This is a genomic window from Paracoccus versutus, from assembly GCF_029909795.1.
GTDB classification, from domain to species: domain Bacteria; phylum Pseudomonadota; class Alphaproteobacteria; order Rhodobacterales; family Rhodobacteraceae; genus Paracoccus; species Paracoccus versutus.
In genome coordinates this window covers 866,500-887,855 of sequence record NZ_CP038196.1, presented here as the reverse complement: position 1 = coordinate 887,855, position 21,356 = coordinate 866,500, and the positions used below count along the sequence as shown (strand labels likewise).

The 21,356-nt window shown below is 69.5% G+C and carries 18 protein-coding genes; 12 read left to right on the top strand and 6 right to left on the bottom strand.

The window, feature by feature from the left end; genetic code table 11:
- The first annotated feature begins 25 nt into the window (after window positions 1-25).
- The 4 genes from hisS to E3U25_RS04300 are packed head-to-tail and all read left to right on the top strand — an operon-like array spanning window position 26 to window position 3,723.
- Complete coding sequence (gene hisS, locus E3U25_RS04315; protein WP_116221102.1) at window positions 26-1,561, top strand: histidine--tRNA ligase; 1,536 nt, start codon at window positions 26-28, stop codon at window positions 1,559-1,561.
- Entirely contained in the window at window positions 1,558-2,625 is a 1,068-nt protein-coding gene (locus E3U25_RS04310) for an ATP phosphoribosyltransferase regulatory subunit (RefSeq protein ID WP_116221103.1), read from the top strand. Before hisS ends, E3U25_RS04310 begins: the two co-directional genes overlap by 4 nt.
- Entirely contained in the window at window positions 2,622-3,299 is a 678-nt protein-coding gene (gene hisG, locus E3U25_RS04305) for an ATP phosphoribosyltransferase (RefSeq protein WP_116221104.1), read from the top strand. The genes E3U25_RS04310 and hisG overlap by 4 nt, the downstream gene beginning before the upstream one ends.
- Before the next feature lie 55 nt (window positions 3,300-3,354).
- On the top strand, window positions 3,355-3,723 hold the full coding sequence (locus E3U25_RS04300; protein ID WP_116221704.1) for a hypothetical protein: 369 nt from the start codon (window positions 3,355-3,357) through the stop codon (window positions 3,721-3,723).
- Between the two features lie 54 nt (window positions 3,724-3,777).
- On the opposite strand, the gene ftsY is transcribed toward E3U25_RS04300, so the two are convergent.
- Both ftsY and E3U25_RS04290 read right to left on the bottom strand, forming a co-directional pair.
- Complete coding sequence (gene ftsY / locus E3U25_RS04295) at window positions 3,778-4,890, bottom strand: signal recognition particle-docking protein FtsY (protein WP_116221105.1); 1,113 nt, start codon at window positions 4,888-4,890, stop codon at window positions 3,778-3,780.
- Between the two features lie 128 nt (window positions 4,891-5,018).
- Window positions 5,019-5,948 (bottom strand): class I fructose-bisphosphate aldolase, encoded by a 930-nt coding sequence (locus E3U25_RS04290; RefSeq protein WP_072460903.1) that lies wholly within the window; start codon window positions 5,946-5,948, stop codon window positions 5,019-5,021.
- Window positions 5,949-6,086: 138 nt separating this feature from the next.
- Here E3U25_RS04290 and E3U25_RS04285 point away from each other — a divergent pair, with 138 nt between their 5' ends.
- Entirely contained in the window at window positions 6,087-6,302 is a 216-nt protein-coding gene (locus E3U25_RS04285) for a hypothetical protein (protein ID WP_072460793.1), read from the top strand.
- Between the two features lie 155 nt (window positions 6,303-6,457).
- Here the strand turns inward: E3U25_RS04285 and E3U25_RS04280 are convergent, their stop codons facing one another.
- The gene (locus tag E3U25_RS04280; RefSeq protein ID WP_116221705.1) at window positions 6,458-7,654 is read right to left on the bottom strand and encodes a phosphoglycerate kinase; all 1,197 of its coding nucleotides are present in this window, start codon (window positions 7,652-7,654) and stop codon (window positions 6,458-6,460) included.
- Window positions 7,655-7,832: 178 nt separating this feature from the next.
- Here E3U25_RS04280 and E3U25_RS04275 point away from each other — a divergent pair, with 178 nt between their 5' ends.
- The gene (locus E3U25_RS04275) at window positions 7,833-8,342 is read left to right on the top strand and encodes a peptidylprolyl isomerase (protein WP_011748208.1); all 510 of its coding nucleotides are present in this window, start codon (window positions 7,833-7,835) and stop codon (window positions 8,340-8,342) included.
- On the top strand, window positions 8,332-8,937 hold the full coding sequence (locus E3U25_RS04270; protein ID WP_114534922.1) for a peptidylprolyl isomerase: 606 nt from the start codon (window positions 8,332-8,334) through the stop codon (window positions 8,935-8,937). Before E3U25_RS04275 ends, E3U25_RS04270 begins: the two co-directional genes overlap by 11 nt.
- Window positions 8,938-9,454: 517 nt before the next feature.
- Here E3U25_RS04270 and gatB read toward each other — a convergent pair.
- Complete coding sequence (gatB, locus tag E3U25_RS04265) at window positions 9,455-10,972, bottom strand: Asp-tRNA(Asn)/Glu-tRNA(Gln) amidotransferase subunit GatB (protein ID WP_114534921.1); 1,518 nt, start codon at window positions 10,970-10,972, stop codon at window positions 9,455-9,457.
- 198 nt (window positions 10,973-11,170) lie between these two features.
- On the opposite strand from gatB, the gene E3U25_RS04260 reads away from it, so the two are divergent.
- Together E3U25_RS04260 and ligD are read left to right on the top strand one after the other, a co-directional pair.
- Window positions 11,171-11,782 (top strand): UdgX family uracil-DNA binding protein, encoded by a 612-nt coding sequence (locus tag E3U25_RS04260; protein WP_116221106.1) that lies wholly within the window; start codon window positions 11,171-11,173, stop codon window positions 11,780-11,782.
- 458 nt (window positions 11,783-12,240) lie between these two features.
- A complete protein-coding gene (gene ligD / locus E3U25_RS04255; RefSeq protein ID WP_116221107.1) occupies window positions 12,241-14,784 on the top strand; it encodes a DNA ligase D in 2,544 nt (847 codons plus the stop codon).
- Here ligD and ku read toward each other — a convergent pair.
- Together ku and E3U25_RS04245 are read right to left on the bottom strand one after the other, a co-directional pair.
- Window positions 14,781-15,587: a non-homologous end joining protein Ku gene (gene ku / locus E3U25_RS04250; RefSeq protein ID WP_116221108.1), complete on the bottom strand. Its 807-nt coding sequence runs from the start codon at window positions 15,585-15,587 to the stop codon at window positions 14,781-14,783. The two genes, ligD and ku, sit on opposite strands and share 4 nt — an antisense overlap.
- Entirely contained in the window at window positions 15,587-15,865 is a 279-nt protein-coding gene (locus E3U25_RS04245; protein WP_072460798.1) for a hypothetical protein, read from the bottom strand. Before E3U25_RS04245 ends, ku begins: the two co-directional genes overlap by 1 nt.
- Window positions 15,866-15,997: 132 nt before the next feature.
- Here E3U25_RS04245 and E3U25_RS04240 point away from each other — a divergent pair, with 132 nt between their 5' ends.
- The 3 genes from E3U25_RS04240 to E3U25_RS04230 are packed head-to-tail and all read left to right on the top strand — an operon-like array spanning window position 15,998 to window position 21,334.
- Window positions 15,998-16,675 carry a hypothetical protein gene (locus tag E3U25_RS04240; RefSeq protein WP_116221109.1) on the top strand — a complete coding sequence of 226 codons (678 nt, stop codon included), beginning with the start codon at window positions 15,998-16,000 and terminating at the stop codon, window positions 16,673-16,675.
- Window positions 16,581-18,101 carry a Y-family DNA polymerase gene (locus E3U25_RS04235; protein WP_116221110.1) on the top strand — a complete coding sequence of 507 codons (1,521 nt, stop codon included), beginning with the start codon at window positions 16,581-16,583 and terminating at the stop codon, window positions 18,099-18,101. Before E3U25_RS04240 ends, E3U25_RS04235 begins: the two co-directional genes overlap by 95 nt.
- Window positions 18,101-21,334, top strand: coding sequence for an error-prone DNA polymerase (locus tag E3U25_RS04230; protein WP_116221111.1), 3,234 nt, complete (start codon window positions 18,101-18,103; stop codon window positions 21,332-21,334). Before E3U25_RS04235 ends, E3U25_RS04230 begins: the two co-directional genes overlap by 1 nt.
- Window positions 21,335-21,356: the final 22 nt, after the last annotated feature.

The window sequence follows — 21,356 nt, the reverse complement described above, 5'->3', positions numbered from 1 at the left end:
CGCATGGAAAAGCCCGAGGCAAACCATGGCGAAAGATCAGAAGAAACAGCCCCGTCCCAAGGCCGAGACGCCCAAGGGGTTCCGCGACTATTTCGGCGCGGACGTGACCGAACGCAAGCAGATGCTCGACCGCATCGCCGAGATCTATCATCGCCACGGCTTCGAGCCCCTGGAAACCAGTGCCGTGGAAACCGTCGAGGCGCTGGGAAAGTTCCTGCCCGACGTGGACCGGCCCAATGCCGGCGTCTTCGCCTGGCAGGAATCGGACGTCCCCGGCGGCGGCTCCGGCGACTGGCTGGCGCTGCGCTATGACCTGACGGCGCCCTTGGCCCGCGTCGCCGCGCAGTTCCGCAACGACCTGCCCTCGCCCTATCGCCGCTATGCCATGGGCCCGGTCTGGCGCAACGAAAAGCCCGGCCCCGGCCGCTTCCGCCAGTTCTACCAATGCGACGCCGATACCGTGGGCTCGGCCTCGGTCGCGGCGGATGCCGAGATCTGCGCCATGCTGGCGGCGGCGCTGGAACATGCCGGCATCGCTCGCGGCGACTACCTGATCCGCATCAACAACCGCAAGGTGCTGAACGGCATCCTGGAGGCCATGGGCGTCGCGCAGGGCAAGCCCGCCGACGACGTGCTGCGCACCATCGACAAGTTCGACAAGGTCGGCGAGGACGGGGTGCGCCAGCTTCTGACCACCGGCCGCAAGGACGATTCCGGCGCCTTCATCGAGGGCGTGGGGCTGGCCCCCGAACAAGCCGGGCCGGTCCTCGCCTTCCTGACCTCCAAGGGCGCGGACAACGCCGAGACGCTTGCCAACCTGCGCGCCGCCGTCGGCGCCTCGGCCGTGGGCGCCGAGGGGGTCGAGGAACTGGCTCAGATCGCCGAGATGCTTTCCGCCATGGGCGTGGGCGAGGATCGCGCCGTCATCGACCCCTCGATCGTGCGGGGCCTGGGCTATTACACCGGCCCGGTCTTCGAAGCCGAGCTGACCTTCGAGATCCTGGACGACAAGGGCCGCAAGCGCCAGTTCGGCTCGGTCGCCGGCGGCGGGCGCTACGACGGGCTGGTGGAACGCTTCACCGGCCAGAAGGTGCCGGCAACCGGGGTTTCCATCGGCGTGGACCGCCTGCTCGCCGCCCTGCGCGCCAAGGGACTGATGGGCGGGACCGCGCAGGGCCCAGTCGTCGTCACCGTCATGGACCGAGAGCGCATGGCCGATTACCAGGCCATGGCCGCCGAGCTGCGCCAGGCCGGCATCCGGGCCGAGGTCTATCTGGGCAACCCCAAGAACTTCGGCAACCAGTTGAAATATGCCGACAAGCGCAGTTCTGATATTGCGATCATCCAGGGTGCAGACGAAGCCGCCAGGGGTGTGGTTCAGATCAAGGATTTGCATCTGGGAGCAATTATTTCAAATACAAACCTGAGCCATGAAGAATGGAAATCTCATCCTACCCAGATAGAAATTCCTCGCGATGAGCTTGCTGAAGCTGTCCAGGGTCTCGAGCGGACCATTGCTTCACGTAAGCGATCGCAGGCTCGTCTAAGAGGCGAAGGATGAGCAAGCGCGAGAAACAGGCCATCGGCCAGCAGATCCTAGCCGCCTTTCGCGCCGCGGGCGCCGAGGAAGTGGCGCCCGACCTGCTGCTGCCGGCCGAGACGCTGCTGGACCTTTACGGCGAGGACATCCGCGCCCGCGCCTATGTGACGCAAGACCCGATCCGGGGCGAGATGATGCTGCGCCCCGACTTCACCGTGCCGGTGGTGCAGATGCACATGGCGAACGGCGCCGAGCCCGCCCGCTATTGCTACCTGGGCGAGGTGTTTCGCAAGCAGGACCATGGCGAGACCCGGCCCGAGCATCCGCGCGACAACGAATACCTGCAAGCCGGCTTCGAGCTTTTCGCCCGCGACCCCGAGGCCGATGCCGAGGTCTTCGCCCTCTTCCACGCTATCCTCGCGCCCCTGCGACTGCAGGCCAGCATGGGCGACATGGACCTGCTGATGGATGCGGTGCGCGCCCTGCCGCTGTCCGGCGCCCGCCGCGCCGCGCTTCTGCATCACATCTGGCGGCCGCACCGCTTTGCCAAGGCGCTCGCGCGCTTTGCCGCCCCGGCCGAGCCGCGGGAGTTTCCCGAAAGCGCCGCGCCCTGGACCGGGCTGCGTTCGCCGGCCGAGATGCAGGCCCGCATCGACCGGCTGCGCAGCGACGCCGCCGAGGCCCCGCTGCCGCCGCAATGGGTCGAGCGGCTGGAGCGGCTTTTCGCCATCGAGGCCCCGGCGCCCGAGGCGCTGCGGCAGCTCCGCGCCCTCGCCGCCGAGATCCCCGACATCGCCGAGGCCGTGGACCGGCTGGAGCGCAACCTGGCGGCGCTGTCGGCACGCGGCATCGACGTGGGCGCCATCCATTTCGACGCCAGCCACGGCCGGTACACGATGGAATATTACGACGGCATGACCTTCAGCTTTGCCGCGGCGGGGCGCGCGGACTGGCCGCCGGTCGCCTCGGGCGGGCGCTACGACGCGCTGGCGGCGGTGCTGGGACAGGCGCAGGGCCGCTCGATCCCCGCGGTCGGCGGCATCATCCGGCCGGGTCTGGTCCATGAACTGGGAGGCATCGGATGATCCGGCTGGGCGTGCCGTCCAAGGGGCGGCTGATGGAGCAATGTTTCGACTGGTTCGCCGCCCGCGGCGTAACCCTGTCGCGCGCCGGCTCGGACCGCGAATATGCCGGCCGGGTCGATGGGGCGGACAACGTGGCGCTGGTGCTGCTGTCGGCGGGCGAGATCCCGCGCGAACTCATGGCCGGCCGCATCCACCTGGGCGTGACCGGCACCGACCTGATCCGCGAGAAGCTGGCGGGCTGGCGCAGCCATGTCGAGGAACTGGCGCCGATGGGCTTCGGCCATGCCGACCTGATCCTCGCCGTGCCCGCCTGCTGGAGCGATTGCGAGACCCTGGACGATTTCGCCACCATCGCCCGCGATTTCCGCGCCGAGCACGGCTTTCGCCTGCGCATCGCCACCAAGTATCACCGGCTGGTGCGCGCCTGGCTCTCGGCCGAGGAGGTCGCGGATTACCAGCTGGTGGACAGCCAGGGCGCGACCGAGGGCACGGTGGCCAACCTGACCGCCGAGGCCATCGCCGACATCACCTCGTCCGGGAAGACGCTGCGGGCCAATCACCTGAAGATCATCGGCGAGGAACCGATCCTGCGCTCGCAGGCGACGCTTCTGCGCTCGCGCGCGGCGGGGGACGAGGCCGAGGTGCGCGATTTCGCGGCGCGGCTCGGGCTTTAGAAACCCGCGGCCGGGCGGAAGCGTTGATGTCCCGCACCGCCAAGGGAGAAAGATGATGCGCCTGGTCGCCCTGATGCTGATCCTGTCCGCAAGCCCCGCGCTGGCCTCGTCCGAAGAGGCCTGGGAGCAGTTCCGCAAGGATGTCGAGAGCGCCTGCACGGCGCTGGCGCCCGAGGCGGGCGAGACGGCGATCGAGGTCAACCCCTTCGGCTCGGAGAGCTATGGCGCGGCGCTCTTGATCACCACGCTCGCCGATGGCGGGGTGGACCGCTATGTCTGCATCTATGACAAGCAGGCGGGAACCGCCGAGCTGACCGCGCCCTTTACGCCGCCGCAGGACGTGGTCGAGCCCATGGCCGACCCGGCGGGCAATGTGGCGCCGGTCGAGGACACCAGGACGGACGCGCATCTCGTCAAGCCGTGACGCCCGCGCCGGTTGTGCGGTCGCATGGGTATTTGAAGAACGAAGAAGCCGGGGTCAGTCCCCAAGCCCGACCAGCGCGCGGGCGAATTCGCGGGCGTCGAAAGCGTCGAGATCGTCGATCTGCTCGCCCACGCCGATGGCATGGATCGGCAGGCCGAAACGGTCGGCCAGGGCCACCAGCACGCCGCCGCGCGCGGTGCCGTCCAGCTTGGTCATGACCAGGCCCGAGACATCGGCCAGCTTCTGGAAGGTCTCGACCTGGCTCAGCGCGTTCTGGCCGGTGGTGGCGTCCAGCACCAGCAGGGTGTTGTGCGGTGCGCTGGGATCCTTCTTGCGGATGACGCGCACGATCTTGGCCAGTTCCTCCATCAGGTCCTGGCGGTTCTGCAAGCGGCCGGCGGTGTCGATCATCAGAAGGTCGGCGCCCTCGGCCTCGGCCCTGGTCATGGCGTCGAAGGCAAGGCTTGCTGGGTCGGTGCCCTCGGGCGCGGTCATCACCGGCACGCCGGCACGCTGGCCCCAGACCTGCAATTGCTCGACGGCGGCGGCGCGGAAGGTGTCGCCCGCGGCGATCACCACCTTCTTGCCCGCCGCCTTGAACTGGCTGGCGAGCTTGCCGATGGTCGTGGTCTTGCCCGAGCCGTTCACGCCCACCACCAGCACCACCTGCGGCCGCTTGGGATAAAGCGGCAGCGGCTTGGCCACCGGCGTCATGATGCGGGCGATCTCGCCGGCCAGAAGCTCCTTCAGCTCGGTGGCGGAAATGCGGCGTCCCATGCGGCCCTCGGCGATATTGGCGGTGACGCGCAGCGCCGTCTCGACCCCCATGTCGGCCTGGATCAGCATCTCCTCGAGCTGCTCCAGCATCTCGTCGTCCAGTTCGCGGCGCGGCTCGGCGATGGCGGGCGTGCGGCCGAAGATGCGGCCCAGCATCCCCGGACGCGCGTCGGGCGATGCGGCAGGATCGGCGGAGGGTTGGGGCTCCGCGACCGGGGCCGGCATGGGCTGCGCCGCCGGGGCGGGCGCCGGCGCCAGCCCGGCGGGCCGTTCGGGCGCCGATGCCGGCTTTTCCTCGCCGGCGCCGTCCGAGACGATCTCGTCCAGCCCCGCGCCGATCTTCGACGAGGACCGCGTCAGCCGGTCGCGCAGCTTCGAGAAAAACGACATGCACCCATCCTTCTGCTTGTGGCGCAGAACCTAGGGCTTCCGAGGCCAAAGGAAAAGGGCGCCCCGAACCGGACGCCCCTTCTTCGTTCTGAAAATACTCCGGGGTGTGGGGCAGAGCCCCACGGCAATCAGGCCTTGCCCAGGTAGATGTCCACCAGCTTGCCCAGCATCTCCAGCGCATCCTCGCGCGAGCGCTGGAAGCTGTTGCGGCCGATGATCGAGCCGTTGCCGCCACCGTCGCGGATGGCGCGGGCATCGTCGAAGACCGCATCCGCGCCCTTGGCCGCCCCGCCCGAGAACACCACGATGCGGCGGCCGTTGAAGGCCGACTGCATGCAATGCGCCACGCGCTTGGCCTGGGTCGAGATGTCGATGCCCTTGGCCTCGTAGACCTTTTTCGCCTCGCCCAGTTCCAGGTGGTCGGTCGAAAGCTTGATCTTGATGACATGGGCGCCGATCAGCGCCGCGATCTGCGCGGCATAGGCGGCAATGTCGATCGCCGTCTCGCCGTCCTTGCTGATCGCCTCGCCGCGCGGATAGGACCAGACCACGGTCGCCACGCCCTTGGCGGCGGCTTCCTTGCGCATCTCGACGATCTCCTCGATCATGTCGAGCGCCATGTCCGAGCCCGGATAGATGGTGAAGCCGATGGCCGAGCAACCCAGCCGCAGCGCATCGTCGACCGAGGCGGTGATCGCCTGGTTCTTGCCGGCCGTGTCCGACATGAGCGAATTGGCCGAGTTCACTTTCAGGATCGTGGGGATCTGGCCGGCGAAGGTGTCGGCGCCCGCCTCGATCATGCCCAGGGGCGCGGCATAGGCGTTGAGCCCGGCGTCGATCGCCAGCTGGTAATGGTAATGCGGGTCATAGCCGGCCGGGTTCGGCGCAAAGCTGCGCGCGGGGCCATGCTCGAACCCCTGGTCCACGGGCAGGATGATCATCTTGCCGGTGCCGGCCAGCTTGCCGGTCATCAGCATGCGGGCCAGCTGTGCCTTCACACCCGGCGCTTCGCCCTCGTAATTGGCGAGGATCTTGCGGACGGTATCGGTCATCTGCATCGGGAACTCCATGTCTGAATGCGGGCTGATTAACAGACCAGCCGGCAAGGGCAATCGCGATTGCGCTAACGGAACCCCCTGCCGGCGCCGGGCGTTGCTCTTGCGCTGGAACGGGGGGGCAATTGGGGGGAATTTCCAATGGCGAACGAAGATCCCGACGGCATTCCCGAACAGATCCGCCAGAACCGGCCCTTCTTCCTGGTGCTGGGACTGGCCTTCGTGGTCTCGATCGGGGCCTTTCTCTACATCCTGTTCCTCGACACCGACTCGCGCGACGTCTCGCGCAACGCGCCGCCCGCCGCGACCGCGCCGGTCGTGCCGGCCGGCGAAGCCGCGCCGGCCGAGGGGAACTGACCGCAGCCGGCAGGGGACGCATCCGTGCCCCCTGCCGCCGACGCGAATGCGCCTATCCGGCAAGGCCCAGGATTTAAGGCCCAGGATTTAAGGCCCAAGATTTCCGGGCGGAAAAGGCCCCGCAAAGGGCCCTTTCGCAGCCCGTCACGCAGGGCTCAGCGCATTTGCAGGGCCGCCACGCCGGGCAGTTCCTTGCCCTCCATCCATTCCAGGAAGGCGCCGCCCGCGGTCGAGATGAAGGTGAAATCGCCCGAGACCCCGGCCTTGTTCAGCGCCGCCACCGTATCGCCGCCGCCGGCGACCGAGATCAGCTTGCCCTCGCGGGTCAGCCGCGCCGCCTCTTGCGCCGCGGCATTGGTCGCGGCATCGAAGGGCGGGATCTCGAAGGCGCCGAGCGGGCCGTTCCAGATCAGCGTGCGGCTGGCCTCGAAGACCTCGCGGATCTTCGCCACCGTGGCGGGGCCGGCGTCCAGGATCATCGCGTCCGCCGGGCAGGCGTCCGCCGCCACCGTCTCGCTGTCGGCGCCGGCCTTGAATTCGCGCGCCACCACCACGTCCACCGGCAGGTGGATGGTGCAGCCGGTCTTTTCCGCCTTGGCCATGATCTCGCGCGCGGTATCGGCCATGTCGCGCTCGGCCAGCGACTTGCCGACCTCGATGCCCTGGGCGACCAGGAAGGTGTTGGCCATGCCGCCGCCGATGACCAGGTGGTCCACCTTCTCGATCAGGTTGCCGAGCAGGTCGAGCTTGGTCGAGACCTTGGCGCCACCGACCACGGCCGCGACCGGGCGCTGCGGATTGCCGAGCGCGGCGTCCAGCGCCTTGAGTTCCGCCTCCATCAGCCGGCCGGCCGCGGCGGGCAGGAGCCGCGCGATCCCTTCGGTCGAGGCATGCGCCCGATGCGCGGCCGAGAAGGCGTCGTTGACATAGACTTGGCCCAGGGCGGCCAGCGAGGCGGCGCAGGTCGCGTCGTTGGTTTCCTCGCCCGGATAGAAGCGGGTGTTTTCCAAGAGCAGGACATCGCCCGGCTTCAGGTCGGCCACGGCGCGCTTGGCCGGCCCGCCGATGGCCTCGTCCGCGAACTTGACCTCCTGGCCCAGGGCGCGCTCGAGCGAGGGCACCACCACCTTCAGGCTCATGCTGTCCACGCGCTTGCCCTTGGGGCGGTCGAAATGCGCCAGCAGCACCGGGATGCCGCCCTTGGCCTGGATGTCCTTGACGGTGGGCACGATCTTTTCGATCCGCGTGGCATCGCTGACCTGGCCGTTTTCGACCGGGACGTTCACGTCCACGCGGACAAGCACCACCTTGCCGTCAAGCTCCAGGTCGTCGATCGTGTTGAAATCCGCCATGCTCATGTCCCTTTCATGTTGGGCTGACCGTCCCCCGCCGGGGTTTTCCCGCATCATGACATTTTCGTCAACCGGCGGCAGAAGCCGGGCATGCGGCGAAACGCGCGGCGCCGGCGGGCGTTGTCTGGGCGGGGCGAAACGCTTATGCCTTTGCCCAAGCCATCAGAAGGAGACCCCCATGGCCGAGATCAAGGATCCCGAGAACACGGTCATCATCGAGCTGAAGGACGGCCCGGTGGTGATCGAGCTGCTGCCCGACGTGGCGCCGAAACATGCCGAGCGCATGAAGGAACTGGCCCGCGCCGGGAAATACGACAACGTGGCCTTCCACCGCGTGATCGAGGGCTTCATGGCCCAGACCGGCGACGTGGAACATGCCAACATGGAGAACAACTACAATCCGGGCCGCGCCGGCACCGGCGGCTCGGACCTGCCCGACCTGCCGGCCGAGTTCTCGCGCCTGCCGCATGACCGCGGCACGCTGGGCGCGGCGCGCTCGATGAACCCGAACTCGGCCAACAGCCAGTTCTTCATCAATTTCAAGGACAACCATTTCCTGAACGGCCAGTATACCGTCTATGGCCGGGTCATCGAGGGCATGGAGCATGTCGACAAGATCGCCCGCGGCGAGCCGCCGGCGAATCCCGACCGGATGATCTCGGTGAAGGTTGCGGCCGATGTGGAATAAGCTGCTGGTTCCCGCCCTGGTGCTGGCCGCCGGCGCCGCCGCCCATCCAGCCCTGGCCGAGGGCCTGCCGGGCGTCACCGACGGGCCGGGCCCGAACCTGGTGATCGAGGTGGCCGATTCCAAGGGCGCCGCCAAGGGCCGGATCGTGCTGGACCTTTACAACGACAAGGCGCCGAACCATGTCGAGCGCCTGGTGACGCTGGCGAAATCGGGCGCCTATGACGGGGTGGTGTTCCATCGCGTGATCGACGGCTTCATGGCCCAGACCGGCGATGTCGAATTCGGCAAGCACGGCAGCGATACCGCGCGGGCGGGCATGGGCGGCTCGAACATGCCGGACCTGGCGGCCGAGTTCAACGATGTCAGCTTCCAGGCCGGCACGGTGGGCATGGCGCGGGCGCAGGATCCCAACAGCGCCAACAGCCAGTTCTTCATCGACCTGGCGCCGGCGACCTTCCTGGACGGGCAATATACCGTGGTCGGCCAGCTGGTCGACGGCTGGGACGTGCTGAACGCGATCAAGAAGGGCGACCCGGCCGCCAATGGCGCGGTGGTCGAGCCCGACTACATGGTCAAGGTGACGGTCGAGGAGTGATCCCCGGCCCCGCCTGACCACGGCCCCGCGTTCCGGCGCGGGGCCTTTTCCATGGGGGGTGTCCGCCAAGGTCATCCGAGGATGACCCGCCTGCGATGCAGGACGAGGCGGCCAGTCGCGAAACGGCTCCGGTATCAGCAGCTGCCGGCCCGGATGCCAGCCAGACGGCTTGTCTATCTCGGGCCAGACCTCGTGCCAGCCATCCTGAACGATGGCTGAGGGCGCCCTCAGGGGTCTGATCTTGATACCCAAACTCGCCCCCGCAGCACGAGCATATCGCCCAGGATGGGCAATCTCCCGCTGGCCCATAGTGAAGGCTGCTGCAGACCGCAGACATGGCGGAAAGGTGCGGGTTTTTCATGCCAGGCGGGAATGGCGGAGGCTTGCCGATAGGCCGGACCGCGTGGCGGAAAACGGCCGAAGGGCTTGCCCTTGCGCGGCTGGGCGGGGCCGGAAAGGCCCCTTGCCCTGCCCCGCCCAAGCCGCGCCGCGGCGTGGGCCGGCTGTCCGCGGCGGATCAGGCCAGGGCGAGCTTCTTGGCCACCAGTTCGTTCACCGCGGCCGGGTTGGCCTTGCCGCCGGTGGCCTTCAGCACCTGGCCCACGAACCAGCCGGCCAGCTTGGGATTGGCCCGCGCCTTTTCGACCTGCGCCGGATTGGCGGCGATGATCTCGTCCACCGCCGCCTCGATGGCGCCCAGGTCGGTGACCTGCTTCATGCCGCGCGCCTCGACGATCTGGGCCGGATCGCCGCCTTCGGTCCACAGGATCTCGAACAGCTCCTTGGCGATCTTGCCCGAGATCGCGCCCGAGCCGATCAGGTCGATCACGCCGCCCAGTTGGGCGGCCGAGACGGGCGAGGTCTCGACGCTCAGCCCTTCCTTGTTCAGCCGGCCGAACAGCTCGTTGATGACCCAGTTCGCCGCCTGCTTGCCGTCGCGCCCGGCGGCGACCTGCTCGAAATAGTCGGCGCTTTCGACCTCGGCGGTCAGCACGCCGGCATCGTATTCGGACAGGCCCAGTTCGGTGACGAAACGCGCCTTCTTCTCGTCCGGCAGTTCCGGCATCGCGCCGGCGATCTCGTCCACCCAGGCCTGCTCGATCTCCAGCGGCAGCAGGTCGGGATCGGGGAAATAGCGGTAGTCATGCGCCTCTTCCTTGGAGCGCATCGAGCGGGTCTCGCCCCGGTCGGGGTCGTAGAGCCGGGTTTCCTGCACCACCTTGCCGCCGTCCTCGATGATGGCGATCTGGCGGCGGGCCTCGTAGTCGATGGCGGCCTGGATGAAGCGCAGCGAGTTCATGTTCTTGATCTCGCAGCGGGTGCCGAGATGGCTGAAATCGCCGGTCTCCTGGTAGCGCTCATAGGCGCCGGGCGCGCAGACCGAGACGTTCACGTCGGCGCGCAGGTTGCCGTTCTGCATGTTGCCGTCGCAGGTGCCCAGGTAGCGCATGATCTGGCGAAGTTTCGCGACATAGGCGGCCGCTTCCTCGGGGCCGCGGATATCGGGGCGGCTGACGATCTCCATCAGCGCGACGCCGGTGCGGTTCAGGTCGACGAAGGACATGTTCGGGTCCATGTCGTGGATCGACTTGCCGGCATCCTGTTCCAGGTGGATGCGCTCGATCCTGACGCGGCGGGCGACGCCGGGGGCCATGTCCACGATCACCTCGCCCTCGCCCACGATGGGGTGATAGAGTTGGCTGATCTGGTAGCCCTGCGGCAGGTCGGGATAGAAATAGTTCTTGCGGTCGAAGGCCGAGACCAGGTTGATCGCCGCCTTCAGGCCCAGCCCGGTCTTGACCGCCTGCGCCACGCAGAATTCGTTGATGACCGGCAGCATCCCCGGCATGGCGGCGTCGACGAAGGCGACATGGCTGTTCGGCTCGGCCCCGAAGCCGGTCGAGGCGCCGGAAAACAGCTTGGCGTTCGAGGCGACCTGGGCATGGACCTCCAGCCCGATGACCAGTTCCCAGTCCTGTTTCGCACCCTGGATGGTTTTCGGTTCGGGGGCGGTATAGGTCAGATGGTCGAGCATGGCATTTCCCCTGGCAAGGCTGCCCCGCCTTCTAGGCGCTTGGCGCGCGGCTCGCAAGGGTCGCGCGGGCGGTGGAACAAAGCCGCGGCCGGAAGGTTGGCCCCGACATGGACGGGATGAAAGCCATGGGATTTTTCCACGCCGCCCGGCTGCGTGCGCCCAGGCCGCAGGGCCGCGGGACCGGGAAGGAGGCGGCGCATGTCCACCGCGGAAGTTGAGGCCGGCTCGCTTGCCGAACTGGCCCAGGCCGAGGCGGCCTGCACGCGCTGCCCGCTTTATCTCCACGCCACGCAGGTCGTTCCGGGCGAAGGGCACCGGCAGGCGCGGATGATGGTGGTAGGCGAACAGCCCGGCGACAAGGAAGACCTTGCCGGCCGCCCCTTCGTCGGTCCGGCCGGGCAGCTTTTCGACCAGATCCTGGCCGAGGCGGGCATCCCGCGCGGGCAGGTCTTCGTCACCAATGCCGTCAAGCATTTCAAGTTCGCGCCCCGCGGCAAGCGCCGCCTGCACCGCCGCCCCAATGCCGGCGAGATCGACCGCTGCAAATGGTGGCTGGGGCAGGAACTCAAGCTGGTGGCCCCCGCCGTCCTGGTGGCGATGGGCGCGACGGCGGTGCGCAGCCTGCTCGGGCGACCGGCGACGATCTCGTCCCTGCGTGGCGAGATCCGCCGGCTGGAGGGCGGCATGCCGATGATCGTGACCATCCATCCCTCCTGGCTGCTGCGCATCCGCGATGCGGCCGAGCGGGAGACCGAGCGCAGGCGGTTCCTGGCCGATCTGAAGCGGGGCTGGGGGCTGGTGGGCGGCTGACCGCGCATTTGCGGGAACATTCGCGCGCTTGGCCGGTTCACATTCACCTTGGAAGCACAGGCCGGCGCAAGCGATGTCCCTCTCGTGCCCCGACAAGTCGGGACGCAATCGCAAAAGCGGTGGCGGTCCCGGTCGCGGCCGGCGGTTTCCGGGGTCGAGGCGGCCCTGCCCCTGGCGGTCGCGGCCCCGCTGCCGGATACGGCAGGGGCTGGACGGCTGCCGAACGGGCCGCCTCGATTTCGCTTGGTCCTGCGCCTTGCACGGGAACCAAGGCCGGCGCAGGGGGTTTGGAAAATCCCCCTGCCGGAACGCCCCCTCAACCGGAATGAGGCCCCAGCATGAGACCACCGCTTGCCGCAAAGGCCCGAACCAACCCGCCAATCGGGCGGCAGGACCGGCCGGCAGCGGGCCTGCGCGTCCCGTGGTCCGGCCGCTTTCAGCAACGCGGCGGCTGAGCCATGGCGCTGGAGACCTATCGCAAGAAACGCGATTTCGCCGCGACGCCGGAACCCAAGGGCGGGCGCATCCGCAAGGGCGGCGACGCCTTCGTGGTCCAGAAACATGCGGCGACGCGGCTGCATTACGATTTCCGGCTGGAGCTGGACGGGGTGCTGAAAAGCTGGGCCGTCGCCAAGGGGCCCAGCCTGGTGCCCGGCGAAAAGCGCCTGGCGGTGCATGTCGAGGACCACCCGCTGGAATATGGCGATTTCGAGGGCACCATCCCCAAGGGCGAATATGGCGGCGGCACCGTCATCCTGTGGGACCGCGGCACCTGGACGCCGGTCGGCGATCCGCATCAGGGCTATGCCAAGGGCCATCTGGAATTCACCCTTCATGGCGAAAAGCTGCATGGCCGCTGGCATCTGGTCCGCATGCGCGGCAAGCCGCGGGAAAAGCGCGAGAACTGGCTGCTGATCAAGGGCGAGGACGAATTCGCCCGGACAAAGGACGCGCCCGACATCCTGGAAGAGCGGCCGGAATCGGTCAAGACCGGCCGGCAGATCGCCGATGTCGCGGGCGAGGCGCCGGGCTGGTCCTCGAAGACCGGGCGCATCCGCAAGCCGGCCGGGCGGGCGAAAAAGCCGAGGGCCGCGCCGGAGCCGGACCCCGAGCCGCCCGAACCGGCGGCGGTCAAGGGCGCGCGCAAGGCGGCGATGCCGGGTTTCGTCGAGCCGATGCTGGCCACGCTGGCCTCGGCCGCCCCGCAGGGCGAACGCTGGCTGCACGAGATCAAGTTCGACGGCTACCGCCTGCAAGCGCGGATCGAGGCGGGACGGGTCAAGCTTCTGACCCGCAGCGGGCTGGACTGGACGACGCGCTTCGGCAAGGCCGTGCCCGCCGCCCTGCGCGACCTGCCGGTGGGCGCGGCCATCCTGGATGGCGAATTGGTGGTCGAGACCGATGCCGGCGCCTCGGATTTCTCGGCCCTGCAGGCAGATCTCAGCGCCGGGCGGTCCGACCGCTTCGCCTTCTACGCCTTCGACCTGCTTTATCTGGACGGATACGACCTGTGCAGGGTGCCGCTGGTCGAGCGCAAGGCGCTGCTCGGCCGGCTTCTGAGCCAGGAAGGCGGCATCCTGCGGTTCAGCAGCCATTTCGACGAAGGCGGCGCGCTGGTCCTGCGCCATGCCTGCCGGCTGAGCCTCGAGGGGATCGTGTCGAAGCTGCGCGACGGGCCCTATCGCGCCGGGCGCGGCCGGGCCTGGATCAAGTCGAAATGCTCGGCCCGGCAGGAATTCGTGGTGGCGGGCTATGTCCCCTCGTCGGTGTCGCGCCGCGCCATCGGCTCGCTGATCCTGGGCGTTTACGAGAATGGCGGCTTGCAGCATGTCGGCCGCGTCGGCACCGGCTTTTCCGCCGCCGTGGCCGAGGATCTGTTCCGCCGGCTGGAGCGGATGCGCATCCCCGACAGTCCCTTTGCCCAACGCCTGACCACCGACGAGGCGCGGCAGGCCCGCTATGTCCGCCCCGAACTGGTGGCCGAGGTCGAGTTCCGCGCCTGGACCGCCGACGGCCACCTGCGCCACGCCGCCTTCCGCGGCCTGCGCGAGGACAAGCCCGCGGCCGAGATCGTGCGCGAAACCGCGCAGCCTGCCGCGAAACCCCCGGCGCCGCAGCGGCGGCGGGTGCGGCTGACCCATCCCGACCGGCTCTATTGGCCCGAGGAAGGCGTGACCAAGGAAGGGCTGGCCGATTACCATGCCGAGGTCTGGCGCTGGATCGCGCCCTGGATCACCGGCCGGCCGCTGGCGCTGCTGCGCTGCCCGAACGGCATCGACGGCGAGCGGTTCTTCCAGAAGCACGCCTGGAAGGGGCTGAACCCGCATATCTCGCTGCTGCGCGATCCCAAGGAGCCGCAGGGCGAGCCGCTGATCGGCATCGAGGATCTGGACGGGCTGATGGGGCTGGTGCAATCGGCCGCGCTGGAGATCCACCCCTGGGGCGCGACCGCCGCCGATTGGGAACGGCCGGACATGATCACCATGGACCTCGACCCCGGCGAAGGCGTCGCCTGGCCGCTGGTGGTCGAGGCGGCGCGGGAGTTGCGCCGGCGGCTCGAGGATCACGGCCTTGCCGGTTTCGTCAAGACCTCGGGCGGCAAGGGGCTGCATGTGGTCGCGCCCCTGCGCCCGCAGGCGGAATGGCCGGCGGTCAAGGCCTTCACCAAGGCGCTGGCCGATGCCATGGCTGCCGACGATCCCGGCCGCTATGTCTCGACCATCAGCAAGGCGCGGCGGCGGGGCAGGATCCTGATCGACTATCTGCGCAACCAGCGCGGCGCGACGGCCGTCGCCGCCTATTCCACCCGCGCCCGGCCCGGCGCCGCCGTCTCGGCCCCGCTGCGCTGGGACGAGCTGGACGCCGGCATCGGCCCGGCCTGGTTCACCCTGCAGAACATGCCGACGCGGCTGGCCACGCTGGGCTCGGACCCCTGGGACGGCTTTCGCGCCGCCGCCGCACCGCTCGAGGCACCGCGCAGCCGCCGCCGGAAGGCAGGCTAGCGCCGCCTGGGCTTGCTTTCCGAGGCGATGCTTTTCTTCAGCGCCTCCATGATGTTGATGACATTGCCCGCCGTGGCCGGCGCCTCGGGCTTCGCCCTGACCGCGCGCTTGCGTCCCTTGGTCTTGGCCGCGATGATGTCCAGAAGCTTCTCCTGCACCGGATCGGCCACCAGCGAGGGCTCCCAGGGCACGCTACGCTCCTCGATCAGCCGCGTGACCAGTTTCAGCAGCCCGGCATCGACCTTTTCGTCGCCGATCCGGTCGAAGTAATCCGCCTCGGGCCGCACCTCGTCGCCATAGCGCAGGGTCCACAGCACGATGCCCTTGTCGCGCGGCTCCAGCATCACCGCGCGCTCGCGGCGGTAAAGCACCAGCCGCGAGATGCCCACCGTCCCGGTCGCGCCCATGGCGTCGCGGATCACGCCATAGGCTTCCTCGCCGATGGGATCGTCCGGGACCAGGTAATGCGGCTTGTCATACCAGATCCAGCCGATCGAATCGGCCGGCACGAACATGTCGATATCGATGGTGCGGGCGCTTTCCAGCGCCACCGAGGCGATCTCGTCATCCTCCAGCAGCACGTGGTCGTCCTCGCCGCGGGGATAGCCCTTGACCTCGTCCTCCTCGGCCACGGGCTTGCCGGTCTCGGCATCGACATAGCGGCTGACGACGCGGTTGCCGGTGCGGGCGTTGAGCGTGTGGAAGCGCAGCTTCTCGCCCTCGCCGGTGGCCGGCATCATCGACACCGGGCAAGTGACCAGCGACAGCTTCAGATAGCCCTTCCAGAAGGAACGCGGCGCCATCAGGGTTCGTCGCGGATGGGCCCGTCATCCGGGCGGCGGTCGGGCAGGTCGCCCCCCTCCGCGCGCTCGCGGTTGCCGGCGTGGTCGTGGTGCTGCTGGTTCTGCACATGCCGGCTGTCGAGCCCGCGCTGCTGCGAATGCCGCGCGGTGTCGCGGTTGGACAGAACCTCGTTCTCGGGCAGGTTCTCGGCCGTGCCGGGGGTCATGCCGCCCGAGGCGTCGCCCTTGCCCTGATCCTGCTGCCCTGCCCCGAATTTCTTGCGACTTGCATGGGCCATGGCGCTTTCCTCCTGCATCTCTGGCGTCAGGGGTCTCAACCGCGCTGGCGGTGCAATGTTCCCTGGTGCGGCCGGATTGACGAATCCCTGGACAAGGGATAGGAACAAATCAGGAACACATTGACTGAAACCATGTCCGCTCGCCCTTTCCCATCCGGGGTGGCGCCTTTCGGACGGGCGCCAGTCCCCGCGGCGCCGCAGCCGACCGCGCCGACCCTGTCCGAAGCCTTCGGCACCCGTCCCCTGGCGGGCGCGGCGCCCGGATTCGTCCTGGCCGCCCTGCCGCCGGGGCTGGTGCTTTGGGCGCAGGACCGGCTGAGCCGGGCCGAGTTCGGCGCCCCCTTCCTGCCCGGCATGGGCCGCGATCTGCTGCGGCTGGACCTGACGCGCCCCGCCGATGTGCTGGCGGCGCTGGAGGACGGGCTGCAAGGCCGCGCCCTTGCCGCCGTGGTGGGCGAGATCCATGGCCCCGCCCCGGCGCTGAGCTTTACCGCCAGCCGCCGCCTGGCGCTGCGGGCCGAGGCGGCGGGCCTGCCCTGCTGGCTGATCCGCCATGCCGCCCGGCCGGAACCCAGCGCGGCGCGGATGCGCTGGCGGCTGGCGCCGCTGCCCTCGGTCCCCGACCCGGACGACCCGCAGGCGCCGGGCGCGCCGCGCTGGCTGGCGGAACTGTTCCGGGCGCGCGGCCGGCCGCCCTCGACCTGGGTGGCGCGCCATGACCGGGCGGCGGATCGTCTCGATTTCTCTGCCCCGCCTCGCGATCGAGAGTTGGCAGAGCCGCGCCGCGCGCCGGGGCGACGCCTGGCCTGACGAGATCCCGCTGGCCCTGGCCGCGCCCGGCCCGCATGGGCCCGTGATCCATGCCGCGAACCGGGCCGCCGAGCAGGCGGGCGCCCGGATCGGCGCCCGCGCCGTGGATTGCCGCGCCATCTGCCCCGCATTGCGCATCGAGCCGGCCGAGCCCGACCGCGACGCGGCCAGGCTGGCGCGGCTGGCCTTCTGGGCGCGACGCTGGGGGCCCTGGAGCACGCCCGACGGCGATGACGGCATTGTCCTCGACACCACCGGCGCCGCGCATCTGTTCGGCGGCGAGGCGGCGATGCTGGCCCAGATCCAGGCCGGCTTCGCCCGCGCCGGGCTGACGGCCGGGCTGGCGCTGGCGCCGACGCGCGGCGCGGCCTGGGCGCTGGCCCGCCTTGGCCCCGAGCGCGCGATCTGCACCGATCCGCTGCCGGCGCTGGCGCCGCTGCCGGTCGCGGGGCTGCGGCTGTCGGACGAGACCCTGCTGCTCTTGCGCCGGCTGGGGCTCAGGACCATCGGCGACCTGGCCGTCATTCCGCGTCTGTCGCTGATGCGCCGCTTTGCCCGCGCCCTGCCGCAGGACAACCCGCTGGTCCGGCTCGACCAGGCGCTGGGGCGGGCGGCCGAGCCGCTGGACGCGCCCGAGCCCGCGCCCGAATACAGCGCCGAGGCCCGGCTGGCCGAGCCGGTGATGGACCCATCCGACTGGCTGCCCGGCCTGCTGGAGGCGCTTTGCGCGCAGATGGCGGCGGCGGATCGCGGCTGCCGGCGGCTGTGCCTGTCGGTCTTTCGCGTCGATGGCGAGCGGCGCGACATCCGCGTCGCCATGGCTGCGCCCACGCGCGATCCCGGCCACCTGCTGCGGCTGTTCGACGGCCGGCTGGAGCGGCTGGACCCCGGCTATGGCTTCGACCTGATCCGGCTGGCCGCCGAGGCGGTCGAGCCGCTGGCCCAGGCCCAGCCCGGCCTGGACGGCGCCGCGCCCCAGGGACTGGCGCTGGCGCGGCTGGTGGACCGGCTGGCGGCGCGCTTCGGCACGGCTGCGATCAGCCGCCCGCTGCCGCGCGAAAGCCATGTCCCCGAACGCGCCGAAACCCCCGGCCCGCCGCTGGCCGCCGACCCGGCCCCGCCCGCGCGCCCCGACCGGCCCATCCGCCTGCTCAACCCGCCCGAGGAGATCCGCGTCCTCTACGTCATCCCCGAGGGGCCGCCGGCGCAGTTCGTCTGGCGTCGGCAGACCCTGCGCGTCGCCCGCCATGCCGGGCCCGAGCGCATCGCCCCGGAATGGTGGCACGACCGCGCCGGCACGCGGCTGCGCGACTATTTCCGCATCGAGGACGACAGCGGCCTGCGGCTGTGGATCTATCGCGAGGGGCTGGTCCATGACGGCCGCGGCGGCACGCCGCGCTGGTTCCTGCACGGGATATTCGCCTGATGCCCGACCATCATTCCCGCCCCGAGATCCTGCTGCCCAAGGTCGAGGTCCCGAACCCGCCCGCGGATTACGTCGAACTGGCCGTGACCAGCGCCTTCAGCTTCCTGCACGGCGCCTCGCATCCGCGCGAACTGGCGCTGGCGGCGCATCTGATGGGCTATGACGCGCTGGGGATCGCCGACCTGAACAGCCTGGCCGGCGTGGTGCGGCTGCATGCCGCGGCGAAGAAGCTGCAGCTGCGCCCGGTGATCGGGGCGCGGATCGTGCTGGCGGACGGCACCGCCTTCCTGGCCTATCCCACCGACCGCGCCGCCTATGGCCGGCTCGCCGCGCTCATCACCAAGGGGCGGCGGCACGACCTGGACGGGAAATGGCAGCAGAAGGGGCGCTGCGACCTGAGCCTTGGCGACCTGGCCGCCCATGCGCAGGGGCTGCGGCTGGTCTGGCTGCCGGGCGAGGATCTGTCGCCCCTGCCCGGACTGGCCGCGCGCCTGCCGCAGCTGTCCCATGTCGCGACAAGCTGGCTTTATCGCGGCGACGACCGGGCGCGGATCAACCGGCTGGACCGGGGGGCGCGGGCCTCGGGGCTCTCCATCGTCGCGGTGAACGACGTGCATTACCACGCGCCCGACCGCCGCCCGCTGCAGGACGTGATGACCTGCATCCGCGAGGGCACCACCATCGTAGAGGCCGGCCTGCTGTTGGCGCAGAACGCCGAGCGTTACCTGAAACCCCCGGCCGAGATGGTGCGCCTGTTCTCCGACTGGCCCCATGCCATCCGCGCCACGCGCGAGATCGCCGACAGCTGCCGCTTTTCGCTGGACGAATTGCAATACGAATATCCCAAGGAGACCGTGCCCGCCGGCCTGACCCCGCAACAGCATCTCGAGGATCTGACCTGGCGCTGTGCCCGCCGGCGCTATCCCGACGGCATCCCGCCGCAGGTCCAAGCCACCATTCGCAAGGAACTGGATCTGATCGCACGCAAGGAATATGCGCAATATTTCCTGACCATCCACGAGATCGTGCGCTTTGCCCATGATGCGGCGATCCTGCACCAGGGCCGCGGCTCGGCGGCCAATTCGGCGGTCTGCTACGTCCTTGGCATCACCCCGGTCGATCCCGCCAAGCATCAGCTGCTGTTCGAGCGCTTCATCAGCGAAAACCGCAAGGAGCCGCCCGACATCGACGTGGATTTCGAACATGAGCGGCGCGAGGAGGTCATCCAGCACATCTATGACGAATACGGCCGCGACCGTGCCGGCCTCTGCGCCACGGTGATCCACTATCGCCCGCGCAGCGCCATCCGCGAGGTCGGCAAGGTCATGGGCCTGTCCGAGGACGTGACCTCGGCGCTTGCCGACACGGTCTGGGGCAGCTGGGGCAAGGACATCTCCGCCGCCTCGACCGACCAGGCGGGGCTCGACCTGGACGACCCGCTGCTGCGGCGCGCGGTCAGGCTGGCCGACGAGATGATCGGCATGCCGCGCCACCTGTCGCAGCATGTCGGCGGCTTCGTGCTGACCGAGGGGCCGCTGTCCGAGACCGTGCCCATCGGCAATGCCGCCATGCCCGAGCGCAGCTTCATCGAATGGGACAAGGACGACATCGACGAATTGCGCATCCTCAAGGTCGATGTGCTGGCGCTGGGGATGCTGACCTGCATCCGCAAATGCTTCGAGCTGGTCCGGGTGCATTACGGCAAGGCGCTGGCGCTTTCGGACTTCGACCATGACGACCAGCCGACCTATGAGATGCTGAAAAGGGGCGACAGCATCGGCACCTTCCAGGTCGAAAGCCGGGCGCAGATGGCCATGCTGCCGCGGCTGAAGCCCAAGGAGTTCTACGACCTGGTGATCCAGGTCGCCATCGTCCGTCCCGGCCCGATCCAGGGCAACATGGTCCACCCTTATCTGCGCCGCCGGGCGGGGTTGGAGACGGTCGATTACCCCGGCCCCAAGGATGGCGACCCGGACGAGCTGAAAAATATCCTGTTCCGCACCGAAGGCGTGCCGATCTTCCAGGAACAGGCGATGAAGATCGCCATGGTCGCCGCCGAATTCACCCCCGACGAGGTGGACGAGCTGCGCAAGGCCATGGCCACCTTCCGCTCGCGCGGGACCATCGGCCGGCTGGAGGTCCGCATGGTCGGCCGCATGGTCGAACGCGGCTACACCCGCGACTTCGCCGAGCGATGCTTCAACCAGATCAAGGGTTTCGGCGATTACGGCTTTCCCGAAAGCCATGCGGCGGCCTTTGCGCACCTGGCCTATGTCTCGGCCTGGCTGAAATGCCATCACCCGGCCGCCTTCGCCGCGGCGCTCTTGAACAGCCAGCCGATGGGCTTCTACGCGCCCGCCCAGATCGTGCGCGACGCGCGCGACCACGGCGTCACCGTGCTGCCGGCCGATGTGAACATCAGCGCATGGGACAATACGCTGGAGCCCTGCGACGGCGCCTTCGCCCTGCGCCTGGGCCTGCGCCAGATCGACGGGCTGTCCGAGGCGCTGGCCGGCAGGATCACGGCGGCACGGGACGAACCCTATGCCGACCTGGCCGACCTGAAGGCGCGCGCCGGACTCGATGCCCGCGCCATCCGGCTGATCGCGGCGGCGGACGGGCTGCGCTCGATGGGGCTCGACCGGCGGGCGGGGCTGTGGCAGGCGCGCGGCTTGCGCGACGCGCCGGAACTGCCGCTGTTCGGGCGCCGGGACGAGGGGGCCGAGCCCGCCGTCGCCCTGCCTGCCATGGCCCTGTGCGAACATGTCGCCGCCGATTACCAGACGCTGCGCCTGTCGCTGAAGGCCCATCCCATGGCCTTCCTGCGCCGCAGCCTGACGGCGCAGGGCTATGTCCCGGCGGCGGGCCTGGCGCGATTGCCGAACCGCGCCAGCCTGCGCATGGCCGGCATCGTGCTGGTGCGCCAGCGTCCCGGCAGCGCCAACGGCACCTGCTTCGTCACGCTGGAGGATGAGACCGGGGTGGCGAACCTGGTGATCTGGGAAAAGACCTTCGCGCGTTTCCGCAAGGTGGTGATGACCGCCCGCCTGCTGGAAGTGCATGGCCAGCTGCAGCGCGCCGCGGGCGTGACCCATATCGTCGCGCATTGGCTGGGCGACCGCTCCGACGCGCTGCTGCGCCTGGCCGGAGAGACCTCCCCGGCCCTGCCGGCCCCGCGCGCCGGCCATCCGCGCCAGGTCAGGGTGCTGCCGAAATCGCGCGATTTCCACTAGGGCCGCGACCGGCGCGCGCCCT